This window comes from Bacillus cereus G9842 (genome assembly GCF_000021305.1).
GTDB lineage: Bacteria > Bacillota > Bacilli > Bacillales > Bacillaceae_G > Bacillus_A > Bacillus_A thuringiensis_S.
Window position 1 is genome coordinate 2,928,205 of the sequence record NC_011772.1, and the last position, 12,840, is coordinate 2,941,044.

A 12,840-nucleotide genomic window follows, 5' to 3' on the forward strand; every position below is an offset into this window, starting at 1 on the left:
CATTCATGTGCTCAGTTTAGGGAGAGAAAAATGCTAATAACCATTAGAAATAACACAATAATTTGTATGTATTTCGCATTATAAATAGCAAACTAAAACGCTCAGAAAATATTCTGAGCGTTTTCATTTCCTTCTTCAACTAAAGTACCAGTTAGTACAAAAAGCTATTTCACCATTTGTATTGTTAACTTATCTTTTAACATTGAGCTATATGAGTCAATTTCATATTTTGTATTATTGATTTTTTCTTTTTTCATTTTTAACATATCGAATATTTCTAATTCTAAATTCCTTCTAGCTTCAAGAACTTTTATCGCTCCTTCTACACCTGAATGGTTATGTTCTTTCCCATAGCCTTGGTTAGTGTAATAGTCAACGATTCCTGTGGACCATTCTGGAGTTCTTTCTTTTAGTGCCTTCCTAAATGAAAATTCAAGATTATCTTGTTCTACATACAATAACATTGGATTTAAATTCTCTATAATTTTTGCAACTTTCATTACATAATTTATTATTTTTTCTTTTTGTTCACCATATTTAATCATCCCAATAGTTAATGAGTTTTGTATGAAACAACATTCAAAGATATAAACCTTATTGTCTTCTAGAGCACTTTCAGTAAAGTCATTCCATTTGTCAGCAATTAATTCAACATTTTTATCGAATGACAATTCATATATATCGTTTTTTGAAATATCGTTAAATAATTCGTCCGAAAACTGATCACCAAACTCATTTTTTATCTTTCTGTATGGTAATAAATAATTGCTTCCTTTTTTTAGAACTCTTTTAAGAAGCACTTCTTTAAAATCTCCACTGTTAGATAATAATCTATCAAATTCAAATTTATTAAAACAAGATACACCATCATAGTCGGCTGGATGGTTCAAATTTCCCTCTAAAAATAGTTCAACTTCAATTTTATTTTGGCTTAGAATTTCATTTATTAGCTTTGCAGTGGTTGATTTTCCAAATCCAGGTAAACCTTCTACTATTATTAGTTTTGTGTTCATAATTATAAATCCCTTTCTTCAAAGTATTTAACCAAGATAAAAAAATCACTTACTTCACTGCAATCACCCCTTCAAAATATGATATTCACCATTTCCTTTGAAAAATCCTGCTTAAAGTAACCTGACCGTTAGTTTAAGAACATTTTTTCACAATCTCTATAATTATTTTAACGTAATTTTCCATTTACCTTTTAAAAAATATAGTCCACCATTATTTGAGTGAACTATCTAAATTAAATTATATCTTTTAAATCAAACAATTTTCCAGTAATACCCAATCGTTATACTGGTGTTTTTACTGTTTTCTTTTTCCCTTCGTTTGTGGTAAATGGCATACAAAAGTTATAATGGGTTCGAATTATCGTTAGAGCCATTTGTGCGTATTTTGGATTAAAATTAGAATAGATATAACTTTTACCATCTCCACGAGCTATCATTAAAGGTCTTTCTAGACAACCAATTTAGCAATGGTTTTAGTATATAAAATAGCAAGAGTACATAAAAGTGCTTAAACATTTTAATAACAATATAAAAAGGGATGCTAAATCATATGTGATTTACATCCCTTTTTTGTTTGTTATTTTATATTTTCTCTCCCGTAACTGAACCCGTTATTTATTCATAGGAGTCTTTTTATACTTCTACGTTGCTTTTTAAATGGAAGCATTCTTCCCTGCTTCAATTTCTAATGACTCTTCATGCCACCAAAGTGTTTCTTCAGGGTCTTCTTTAGCGATTAGGTGTGCTTCTTTTTTCGTTTCTACTGTAGGATATGAACCTTTTAGCGCACGCCCTGAAGTCGTAACAAATAGTACACTAAATACAACTAATCCAATAATACTTACACCTGCTAAATAAAATGCCGGTGCGAGCGGGTTACCAGTTGCATGAACTAAGTATGAACATACGAGCGGTGTTGTTCCACCGAATATCGATACAGAAATATTAAATGAGATCGAAAGTGCTCGATAACGTACATCGGTGAAAAAGAGTGATGGTAATAATGAAGGTAATGTTCCTTCATATACACTTAAGAAGAAACCTAGTACGAAAATACCTGCAAATATAGCTGCAATATGTCCGTTACCTATTAGTAAAAATGCTGGAATTGCAAATACAGTTAAACCAAGTAAACCAATTTGCACAACGCGTTTATTACCAATTTTATCACTTAACTTACCGAAATATAGTGCTAGTGGAATCATAAGTGCCATCGTAATAGAAATAATTAATAAGCCTGTTGTTTCTTCGACTTTAAGTACTTGAGTTAGATAAGAAGGAATATACGAAAGAATCATATAATTTGTAATATTAAAGAAGGCGACAATTACTGTGCTTAATAAGAAGTCTTTTTTGTGATATTTAATAATATCCATAAATGAAAATTGTTCATTGTCTTCAGATTCCTCTTGTGCTTTTTCCATCTCTTCAAAGATTGGAGATTCATCTAGATGACGGCGTAAGTATAAACCGACCAAACCAATTGGTGCAGCTACTAAGAACGGAATACGCCATCCCCAGCTGAGCATTTGCTCATCTGTTAACAATAACGTCAAAATGGTAACAATTACCGATGCAGCAATGTAACCTGAGAGTGTTCCAATTTCAAGACCACTACCGAGTATACCACGCTTTTTATCTGGAGAAGATTCTGCGATATAAACCATTGCACCTGAATATTCGCCGCCTGTAGAGAAGCCTTGAATCATTCGGGCAACTAAAAGTAGTATTGGTGCCCATACACCAATTTGTTCATAGGTTGGTAGTAATGCGATGAATAATGTAGAAAGTGCCATTAAAATAATAGTAGTACTTAACACGATTTTTCGGCCGTACTTATCTCCTATTCTACCAAAGAATACACCTCCGATTGGTCGAACGAGAAAGGCTGCTGCAAATGTACCGAATGTAAGTACAAGCTGCAATCCACTATTATCAACACCTGAGAAGAATAATTGACTTAAAATAACCGCTAAATACGCGTATAATCCGAAGTCAAACCACTCCATTGCGTTTCCTATACCAGTAGCAATTACTGCTTTCCTGGCTTGTTTAGGATTGACAATATTAACGTCTTGAGGTTCAAAATTTAAATCATTATTTTGTTGCATATAATAAAACAGCTCCTTATTTAATTTAACTTCTTTAAGCACACCTTCTCTTATTGAATAAAATTAATTCGAAGCACTTAAGGAAAATTAACGTCTCCTTATCTGTTATTATTGTTTCACATAATTAATTATTTGTCCAATGAGATGCTCTCTATGTTAAGTAATTTACTATTTTAAAAAGCTAAAGAAGCCGCTAAAATAGCGGCTTCTTTAGCTTTTTATATTTTTTTATATTTTTTTAAATACTTGCTGTAGCAGCTATGTTATGAACACAGGAAATAAATTCATAAGTGAATGCGTCAATTTCCTCTTTCGTAATAATATACGGCGGAAGTAATCGAATAATATTCCCTTGTGTTACATCGACTAACATCCCTTTATTCATTAACTCAATCTGTAATTTCTTCACATTTTCATTCGTGTCATTCACACTTATCCCAAACATCATCCCCGCATGACGCACTTCCTGAATATAATAAGAATTTTCTTTCTGAATGTCTTGCAGTTTGTCATTTAAATATAGTGACGTTTCATAAGCTTCTTGCATTAACCCATCATCAAGTAATGTATTTAATACAGTTAAACCTAATGCTGTTCCCATTGATGAGTGAGCAAACGTTGTCCCGTGATCTCCTGGTGAAAATACATCACATAACTTTTCACCTACAATAATTCCCCCTAGCGGTATCCCGCCTCCTGCTCCTTTACCGATTTGAATAATGTCCGGTGTAATATTAAAATTTTGATAAGCAAATAGTTTTCCCGTTCGACCCATTCCACTTTGAACTTCATCAACGACAAGAAGTACATTATATTTTTTACATAAATTTTGAACACCATGTAAATATTCACTTGATAAAGGATAAATCCCCCCGCTACCTAAAACAGGCTCTAGCATAATCGCAATTGGATTTTCTTTAATAATGGTTTCTTCTAATTGGTCTATATTCTCGCGCTCTACTTCATATACAGGAATAGATGTTTTAGGAAAATTTTGATATACTTTTTCTTGTCTCGTAAAATGTAGTGCCCCTAACGTCCTCCCGTGAAAACTATCTTTTAACACAACTACTCCATCACGCTCTTCATTCGCAATAGATCTATATTTATCAATTAATTTTAATGTCGTTTCTGTCGCTTCCGTACCAGAGTTTGTAAAAAAGACTTTTCCGCTTTTTAAAGTACAACCTACTAATTTCTTTGCATACTCAATTGCAACTGGGTTTAAAAAATGAAACGGTAAATGCAACGATTTCGCAACTTGCTCCATTGTCGTTTGTACAATTTTAGGATGATTATATCCTAATACATTTACTCCTACGCCAGAAAATAAATCTAAATACTCTTTACCATCTACATCATACAGTTTACACCCTTCTCCCCTTTCCATTGCAACCTCTGTACGACAATATGTAGACATCATATATTCTTTATCTAATTGAAACCAATCCGACATGCTAAATTCCTCCTAGTTATTTTCCCTTTTTTAACGTTCATTCTCTATATAATCGTTTATAAATTAAGTTTTAAGATTGAAATTTTAATAGTGGTTTTCTTCCACATTTTTAGTAAAACGTGTGCTTTCTCTCCCCGATATTCATTTTTCCATAATTTCTTCTATTTCAACAGGTCCACTACATATGTGTTTTTTTCATCTAGCGGTATGTTACTGCTTTGAACTGTGCGTGTCATACATAATTAAGGCTATAAAATCATATTTAGTAACAATGGACAAAAAAGATTTGGAGGCTATATCGATGGATGAAAACTATGATAAACAGGGGCAATCTATACTAGGGAAAGACTTTAATGAAAATGACGAACGTAATGAACAAGCTAAACTTCACTCTCAAACAGTTGGTTCACGTGGACCCGTACTAGAGCAAGATAGTGTACTGCATGAGTCATTACAAGAATTTATTCATGAAAAAATTTTAGAAAGACCTGTTCATGTAAAAGGATTTGGTGCGTTCGGTTATTTTCAAACGATATATTCGATGTCTGAACATACTAAATTAAGTTTTTTACAAAATTCTAATGAGAAAGTTCCTGTTATGGTGCGATTTTCGTTAGCTGTTAGTACGAAAGGAACACCGGATACTTCTAGAAATGTACGCGGTTTTTCCACAAAATTTTATACGAAAGAAGGCATTTTTGACCTTTTATGCAATCACATCCCTGTTTTTTCTGTTCGTGATCCTATGCGTTTCCCTGAAACAATTAAAGCATTATTGCCTTCACCTAAAAATAACTTAATAGACCCTAATAGATTTTGGAGTTTTGTCGCTAAAGCACCTGAATCTATTCATTTTGTTGTCCGTTTATACTCTAATAATGGTACAGTCAAAAGTCTTCGCCACATACCAGGACATAGTGTAAATACATACATTTGGAGAAATGCGGAAGGTAATCGAAAGTATGTAAAGTATCATTGGTACCCATTTGAAGGTGTACAGTACATTACTAGTAAAGAAGCAATTAAACTAGCTGCCGAAAATCCTGATTATAGCGGGAAAGATTTATATGATGCAATTGAAAATGGTAAACCAGTGGAGTATGGCTTATACGTCCAGCTCATGGATCCGAAAGATGAAGCGCACCTATCTTATGATCCTTTAGATGACACAAAAGTATGGGATGAACAGACGTATCCTCTCATACCAGTCGGGAAAATGGTATTAAATAAAAATCCTGAAAATTTTATGGAACAAGTAGAAAAAGTCGCATTTTCCCCTTCTAATTTACTGGATGGTGCAGAACTATCAGATGATAAAATGCTGCAAGGGCGCGCTAATATTTACAGTGATTCACAACGAAGAAGAATTGGTCCCGAATTTCGCAAATTAACGATTAACCAGCAGCAAGATTGGACACCGACTAAGCAAATAACGAGCGGTGACGGAAGATACGTTGAAGGTAAACTTGAAAGAACTTCTATAACAAAACAAAATGACTTTACGCAGGCTGGTGAATTTTATACGAAGTTACAGCCGATAGAAAAAGAACATCTCGCTGAAAACTTAGCTAGTGATTTGAAAGTTATATCCGATGATATTCGAAAGGTAGTTTTGGGGTATTTTCATAAAGTGTCAGCTGATTTGGTGAATAAAATTGAGAGTGCAATACAAAAGCTTTGAGAATAAAAAAAACGTCATTTTTAATCTATAAAATGACGTTTTTTTTATGGCGAAATTACTAGGAATTTCTACCGCCTCATTTACAAGTATTAACGAAATTTTTCTCCTTCAAAATTTCCGTTATTTCATTTGGGATTATGATACTCATATCTCTTTTTCAAATAATCTTTTTCACATTGCAACGGTTTGTATTCCACTATTTTCCCTTGCTTCTTTTGCGTTTCAGTAACAACCCATTCCCCTTTTTCAAGTTCAAGGTGTTTTATCACATTTGTATCGTCTATTTCTTTATAGAGTAAAAATGCTTCAAGCGGCTTTACAAACAATCTTGGCTCTCCTCTATATCCACCACTTTCAAAAACTTTAGTTAACGAATTATAATACGTATCATCAATCCGACCACCATACATTAAATGTGCAGCTTCTAAATCTCTTTTATTAACTTCCCAAAAGCCACCTTCATCAAAATCCAAATGAAATACGGATTTAATGTCCTTCATAATATTTTCCACATACTTTTCATCCCGAATTTTACTTTCTTCGAGACAATCTGAAGTTAACTTTGGTGCATCTGTTTGAGAATGTACAACGTGTTGTATCGATACACACAAAATAAATATGCTTAAGATGTACAATATTTTTTTCATAATTACATATCACCTCAAATGATTTAGATACTATATTATTTGAGGCTTACAATATTCTTATGCTAGAAATGAGAAAGGTCCTATAAAATAAATTTTTTATAGGACCTTTCCTTTTAATATTGCTTTATCAAATTCACGGGCGGGGCAACTACCTTACTACTTTTCACATCATATAATCCTATAGGTGTTACTCGTATAAAAGGCAAGTGCGTCGCAGAAAAGAATAAAATCGTAAATGCTGGATCGTTATAAGCATATCCTCGCGCTTGCAGTAAGTTCACCATCTTTTTCTCTTCTTGTATTAATTCACTCATCTTTACATCCGACATAATCCCGAGCAATGGTAATGCAATTTCGTGCAATACTTCATTCTTTTCAGCAATTACAATCCCTCCGCCAAGCTCTTTTACTCTATGAAAAGCTGTAAGCATATCTTCTTTACTCTTTCCAATAAGAATGATATCGCTTGTACCTGAATAAGAACTAGCAAGGCCACCTAATTCATTCGCAAAACCTTTCACAACTGTATTCACTCGCCAACTGCCATCACGGGCAATCATCATGAGGAAACATTCATCATGAACAATAGACAGTTCATTAAGGCCTAAGTCGATTTCGCTAACGTATGGTTTTGTTATAACGTTATTCAATAAGTGTATACCTGCTTTATTAGAAAAAACCATATCCTCTTTTTCTATGGTCCAGTCTAACAGTAGTGGAGTTACTTTGAAGTTACTCCATTCTATAAGTAACGATTCATTTTTGTTTACTCTATCACGCTTTACCCATTGTCCTTTTGCGATTACACTCGTTGGCACCGGATTTTCTTTACTTTCTAAAATATTGACATTGGCGATTCTACCTGTCGCAATTGAACCATGCACATGCTCCATATTATAATAGCGAGCAATATTATAACTTGCCATATGGTATGCATCTATTACTGGCACTCCTTGTTTTATCGCGGTAGAAATCATAACGTTTGTCATTCCATTTGCATAAAACGAAGGATGTGAGCCGTCTGTAGTAAGAATAAATCTATCAAACTGCTTTACGCCTAGTTCCAACAATTCTTTCAGTAAAACTTCTAAATCTGGACGGATTGAAGAATTTCTTAGGGAAACAGTGTAACCTTGCATAAGACGAGCGAAAGCTTCCTGCCCTGTCATCGCCTCATGATCACAATCTGTACCTAACAGTTTTAACTTCGCTAAAGTCGTTTCAGATGCACCTGGAAAATGTCCTTCTACTTTTTTATGTAATCGTTTCGTTTCCTGCACCCAATGTAACATTTCATCATCACCATGTAATAATTTGGGCCATGCTGTTAGCTCGCCGCCTTGAATCACCGCTTCATGCTGTAGCCACTCTACTATTTCTTCACTATTAAACAAAGATTCCCCGTTTTGTAATTCAGTCTGTCCATCAAAACGGCACCACCAATACATACTTGCTGGAATCTTATTGAATTCATCTAATAAACGAAATGCTTCTTCACGCTTTAATGTGAAAAATAAAGTTAAATTATCATTAATAAAAGTTGTTGTCCCAAACTGCATCGCATGATTCGCTAGCGTCTCTGGGTTATACAACTGATATGGATGTGCATGGGGTTCTATGTAACCGGGTACGACATACTTTCCTTCACAATCAACAACTTCACACTCCGTTAATTGCTTTGGCAGCTGCTCCCCTACATATACAATTCGATCATTATATATCCAAATGTGCGCTGTCATCCACTCGCGTATATAGGAATTTAAATATGTTACATTCTTTAATAATATGTGTGGACTTCTTGTGCCGTCTAGTACTTCAACATGTTCTCGTAATTGCTTATTACTCCATTTAAAATGATTTTGTCCCATTGTATTCAACTCCACTGTTATATTAGTTAATATTAGAAATAATTAACAAACTAAAGTATCATCTATTCATAACTCCCCTTTATACCCCCTATTACTTTCATTATATGAAAAGATTATAAAAATAACAATTTTCAGAAATAAACACATTTCTTTTCTTCAAAATAAAAAGAATGCCATGCAACTGACATCCTTTTTATTTTTATCGTAAGCATTAAGATTGATTTTCACTTTGAAATACACTTGATGCCATATCATAAATGCAACTACTGTCCATAGTTGCGAACTTAAAAAAGCACCTCTTTTAAATATAACTATAAAAAAATTCCATTCACTTTCTTTTCATCTATTTATTAAATTCAATTTGCATCATTTTATTAAACTGTGGAACAATATCGACCCCACCTATAGAGTTGAGACTGATAGCCAATGTATGTTTGCCTCCAATTACTCCCCCAGCAAAAGTTGTAAATCCAGGAATTCCTCCTCCATGCCCCCAAACTGAAACACCGTTTGGAAGTTTAGTCTCATAGATTCCAAGACCGTATGCGTCACCAACCCCTTTTCCTTCTATAGGAACTGTAGTAAGCATTTCTTTTAGCTCGCGTTCCTTCAGTAACTTACCACCGAGTAAAGATGAAAAGAACTTATTTAAATCATTTGCATTAGAAATCATATCTCCAGCTGCATTAGCTAAACTCGGATTATAATAAGTAATATCTTTCAACTCGCCTGTTCCTTCCATTTTTACATATCCACGAGCATGATTCTTTCCTGGGATGACGGGTGAATTTCCTGGTAAAAACGTATTTGATAGGTCCAAAGGTTCAATAATTCGCTTTTCGATTTCTTCCGCATAACTATTTCCAGTTATTTTTTCAATAAGCATTCCTAGTATTACGTATCCTGTGTTTGAATACAACCAGTCTTTACCCGGCGAGAAATCTGGAGGCAGCGAAAGGCCTATTTTCACTATTTCTTCTGCTGTATACGTTTTTTTCGAATTCATTATGTCCGCGTCTTTTGACTTTAAGTATTCAGCGATACCACTCGTATGATTCAAAAGTTGTCGTATCGTAATTTGATTACCATTATACCCATTTCCTTGCACGAGACCCGGTAGCCACTTTTCAATTGGATCGTCAAGTTGTAAGCGCTTTTCTCCTACTAATTGAAGAATAGTCGTGGCAGTAAACGACTTCGTCACACTACCAATCCGAAAGCGATAATCCGAATTCACCGGTTTCTTTGTACTTAAGTCCGCCAAGCCAGCAGTAAAACTACTAGTTTTTCCGTTATTAGACGCCTTAGCTAATATTCCTACAGCACCAAGCTGTACTGTTTCCTGCATTACTTGTTTCCAGCCATTACGATTCTTTTGATCATGTACTTGTGACGAACTAGAAATATTTTGAGTTGACTCTGCAGTCACAGTAAAACCAGGTGTGAATAGAGCAGTACCCGCTAATAAAACTGCAAAACTTGCTAACTTAATTGAATTACATTTTTTCATAAAGCTTTCTCTCCTCCATTAATATCGGATTGATTCAAGCTATACTTTCATCCTATATGATAAATCTCTCTTTTTTCTTATCCATTCCTTACGAAATACTTACGTTTAAATTTAAATACGGTAAACTGAGGAAGAGTTATGCATGCAAATAAAAAGAGAACATGTTTTCATTTTTTATGTAAACATGTTCTCATAAACATTTAAAATTCTATATCAACTTGTCATCCTATTCTTTGCACAACTAATCTAAATTCCTTTTTACCAGCCCGCACTAGCATTCATACCATTTCCAATAATAGAAAGTAATAGCGGCCATAATACTGGTCCCAATGTAAGAAATACATTTAGAAGTATGAGCATTTTATATCCAACGGTGAAATTGTGATTTTTACGATTAACAAATACTAAACTGATTAATGATATTATAGTCGTTAAAAATAATACTAACATTAGCAACCAATACCACACCATTAAACTAAGACTCCATGGTGTTAATAGCTCATGTATGATACAAAATGAGATTCCTAATACAGCAAAACTAAAACTAGTCACCGATGTTTTTATAAGCCATTTATTTATTTTTTTATCGTATGTATTTTTACAATATAAATCTATTAAAGTATATAAAGATAAATATGCCATTAATACACCTATCCAAGACAATAACCAGTCTCCGTCCCCTTTGAATAATACGTACAGTAACCAACACATACCTACTGCAGAAAAAACAAAGGAAATAAGTATGCTTTTTAATACCGATTTCATTACATTTTCACACCCTTAAAAAATCAAAAATTAATTATATTTTATAAAAATTAAGTATAGGTTAACATGTAATAAAGTATAAGTAAATAAAGTTAATTTTGTTTACCTATTTGAAGACGGTTTCATATAAAAAAATAATTCATGTTAATCAAATTTCCGTATAAAAAAAGAAAAGGTGGATATTTATGTATCCACCTTCCCATCTTCCTCTACCCACTTCATTATTTCTTCCACATCTAAATCCGTATACGTCTTTTCACCATAACGAACAGACTCATATAACGGAATAATATCTCTCGTTCTACAAATTCTCTTTTGCCATTGTTACATCGTTTCAGAGAATCTTCTCTGTTCATGGTCTCATCTCACCTAAACTCGTACTTCTTTTTCTATTCTATAATTGCACATAGTACTCCATAATGGTTCAACCATCATAGAATACGTATTTTCAAACACCCTGTCACTTTCCTATCTCACTTAAAGATTCTCTTTTCACTCTTGATCATCATAAGCATCACCCAGTGATTCAAATTCACTCTTTAGCCAATAACAATATTGTCCATTATTCTTAATAAGTTTTTCAAGTAAGTCAGTGAATGAAGTGGCAATAATTTGCGACTCCCCAACTATTCCATGCCGATCAAAGAAACTATCATAACATCTACCTAGTCTTTCTTCACTAAGATCTATTGTTAAATATTCATCCTTGCCATCATTGCATATAATATACCAAGTTGATGAAATATCTTCTTCACATAACTCTCCTACAATTACGGGATTAGCCAAAATAAACCCCTTTGGGGTAACAATATGAATAGGATATTCCTCATTTTCAAATAAAGTTAGACCACCACAAAGACTATAAAATTCTTTTAAATCACCTGGTAGCATATGCTTATTCTTATCAATTAACGGTAATTCTGTAGGCTCCTGAACTCGACAATTAGGTAATGATTTTACTTTTTTAATCAACTGATTAATATTTTCCATCTGAATTACTCCCTAAAATTATATTGATTAAAAGCCCTATAATACTCTTGCTTAGCTAAACGTGGTACATTCGCAGCATCAAACATTTTTTCCGTCAATTCTTGTATTTCCTTTGTTGAAACAGATTTCCACTCTACTTTACCTCCAACCTTTTTCCCTGTTTTATCAAAGAGCCATTGTCTATAAACAGCTTTAGTATCATTGTGTTGCTCTTTAGTTAAAGCTATATTTGGAGTATTCGCCCCTCTACTAACATAATCAGGGACATTATGTTCAGCCCATACATCCATAACGCCATGATGATTTTCTAATGGTGAATTGCTTGGTCTATACGGTACTACATCGTATGGTTCTGTAGTCTTACCCTTACCACCATCTTTAGACTTCGCAAACTTATAAAAAGCTTCTAATAATTCGCCTTGAGGTATTTTGTTTACAATAGTTCCACCAACACTAGAGAATGCATAGGAAGCATTTCTCTTAAATGATTGTAACATTTCAAGCGTAGGCTTCAATTCTTTTGCTAGTGTTATTGCATTAGCAATTGTACTTACTCCACTTGATGCTTTTGCTCCTTTTGTGATATGGCCTATTGAAGATTTAGCTAAACTCTTAAATCAATTTATATATATAAAAATACATTATGATAACAACATGTTGATGAATTTACTAACAGTCAATTAGATATTATGGATATTTAGATAAAAAAACAGTGATAATTCCTAATTAGTTCTGCATCAATCTTACTTCTAGCTCACTAGATCCCTTACCAACATTACCCTTATAGCTACTTTAACAC

Annotated in this window: 9 protein-coding genes and 2 pseudogenes; 1 reads left to right on the forward strand and 10 read right to left on the reverse strand. The window is 33.5% G+C overall.

All coding sequences use genetic code 11. From position 1 onward, the window contains the following. Positions 1–164 precede the first annotated feature (164 nt). From BCG9842_RS14775 to BCG9842_RS14785, 3 genes are all read right to left on the reverse strand, one after another. Entirely contained in the window at positions 165–1,013 is an 849-nt protein-coding gene (locus BCG9842_RS14775) for a hypothetical protein (protein ID WP_001093193.1), read from the reverse strand. Between the two features lie 653 nt (positions 1,014–1,666). Continuing rightward, entirely contained in the window at positions 1,667–3,124 is a 1,458-nt protein-coding gene (locus BCG9842_RS14780; RefSeq protein WP_001186930.1) for an MFS transporter, read from the reverse strand. A gap of 238 nt (positions 3,125–3,362) precedes the next feature. Beyond that, positions 3,363–4,580, reverse strand: a complete 1,218-nt coding sequence (locus BCG9842_RS14785; protein ID WP_001286468.1) for an aspartate aminotransferase family protein — start codon at positions 4,578–4,580, stop codon at positions 3,363–3,365. A 301-nt stretch (positions 4,581–4,881) separates the two neighbouring features. Between BCG9842_RS14785 and BCG9842_RS14790 the strand changes: the two genes are divergently transcribed. After that, a complete protein-coding gene (locus tag BCG9842_RS14790) occupies positions 4,882–6,261 on the forward strand; it encodes a catalase (RefSeq protein WP_000344194.1) in 1,380 nt (459 codons plus the stop codon). Positions 6,262–6,386: 125 nt separating this feature from the next. On the opposite strand, the gene BCG9842_RS14795 is transcribed toward BCG9842_RS14790, so the two are convergent. From BCG9842_RS14795 to BCG9842_RS29910, 7 genes and pseudogenes are all read right to left on the reverse strand, one after another. Continuing rightward, a complete protein-coding gene (locus tag BCG9842_RS14795; protein WP_000723219.1) occupies positions 6,387–6,908 on the reverse strand; it encodes a hypothetical protein in 522 nt (173 codons plus the stop codon). A gap of 113 nt (positions 6,909–7,021) precedes the next feature. After that, positions 7,022–8,776: an adenine deaminase C-terminal domain-containing protein gene (locus tag BCG9842_RS14800; RefSeq protein WP_000531326.1), complete on the reverse strand. Its 1,755-nt coding sequence runs from the start codon at positions 8,774–8,776 to the stop codon at positions 7,022–7,024. Positions 8,777–9,119: 343 nt separating this feature from the next. Next, positions 9,120–10,286: a serine hydrolase domain-containing protein gene (locus BCG9842_RS14805; RefSeq protein ID WP_000710630.1), complete on the reverse strand. Its 1,167-nt coding sequence runs from the start codon at positions 10,284–10,286 to the stop codon at positions 9,120–9,122. A 258-nt stretch (positions 10,287–10,544) separates the two neighbouring features. Next, on the reverse strand, positions 10,545–11,051 hold the full coding sequence (locus BCG9842_RS14810) for a DUF3902 family protein (protein ID WP_000843837.1): 507 nt from the start codon (positions 11,049–11,051) through the stop codon (positions 10,545–10,547). A gap of 183 nt (positions 11,052–11,234) precedes the next feature. Further along, a pseudogene (locus BCG9842_RS29905) lies at positions 11,235–11,408 on the reverse strand (signal peptidase II); the annotation flags it as partial. Positions 11,409–11,543: 135 nt separating this feature from the next. Then, the gene (locus BCG9842_RS14815; RefSeq protein WP_000427920.1) at positions 11,544–12,041 is read right to left on the reverse strand and encodes an SMI1/KNR4 family protein; all 498 of its coding nucleotides are present in this window, start codon (positions 12,039–12,041) and stop codon (positions 11,544–11,546) included. A 5-nt stretch (positions 12,042–12,046) separates the two neighbouring features. Next, positions 12,047–12,394: pseudogene (locus BCG9842_RS29910) on the reverse strand (sugar-binding protein); the annotation flags it as partial. Between the last annotated feature and the right edge of the window lie 446 nt (positions 12,395–12,840).

Coding starts and splice junctions, on each gene's coding strand:
- BCG9842_RS14785 (WP_001286468.1), bottom strand. CDS start 4,580: ATGTCGGATTGGTTTCAATTAGATAAAGAATATATGATGTCTACATAT.
- BCG9842_RS14780 (WP_001186930.1), bottom strand. CDS start 3,124: ATGCAACAAAATAATGATTTAAATTTTGAACCTCAAGACGTTAATATT.
- BCG9842_RS14810 (WP_000843837.1), bottom strand. CDS start 11,051: ATGAAATCGGTATTAAAAAGCATACTTATTTCCTTTGTTTTTTCTGCA.
- BCG9842_RS14805 (WP_000710630.1), bottom strand. CDS start 10,286: ATGAAAAAATGTAATTCAATTAAGTTAGCAAGTTTTGCAGTTTTATTA.
- BCG9842_RS14815 (WP_000427920.1), bottom strand. CDS start 12,041: ATGGAAAATATTAATCAGTTGATTAAAAAAGTAAAATCATTACCTAAT.
- BCG9842_RS14790 (WP_000344194.1), top strand. CDS start 4,882: ATGGATGAAAACTATGATAAACAGGGGCAATCTATACTAGGGAAAGAC.
- BCG9842_RS14795 (WP_000723219.1), bottom strand. CDS start 6,908: ATGAAAAAAATATTGTACATCTTAAGCATATTTATTTTGTGTGTATCG.
- BCG9842_RS14775 (WP_001093193.1), bottom strand. CDS start 1,013: ATGAACACAAAACTAATAATAGTAGAAGGTTTACCTGGATTTGGAAAA.
- BCG9842_RS14800 (WP_000531326.1), bottom strand. CDS start 8,776: ATGGGACAAAATCATTTTAAATGGAGTAATAAGCAATTACGAGAACAT.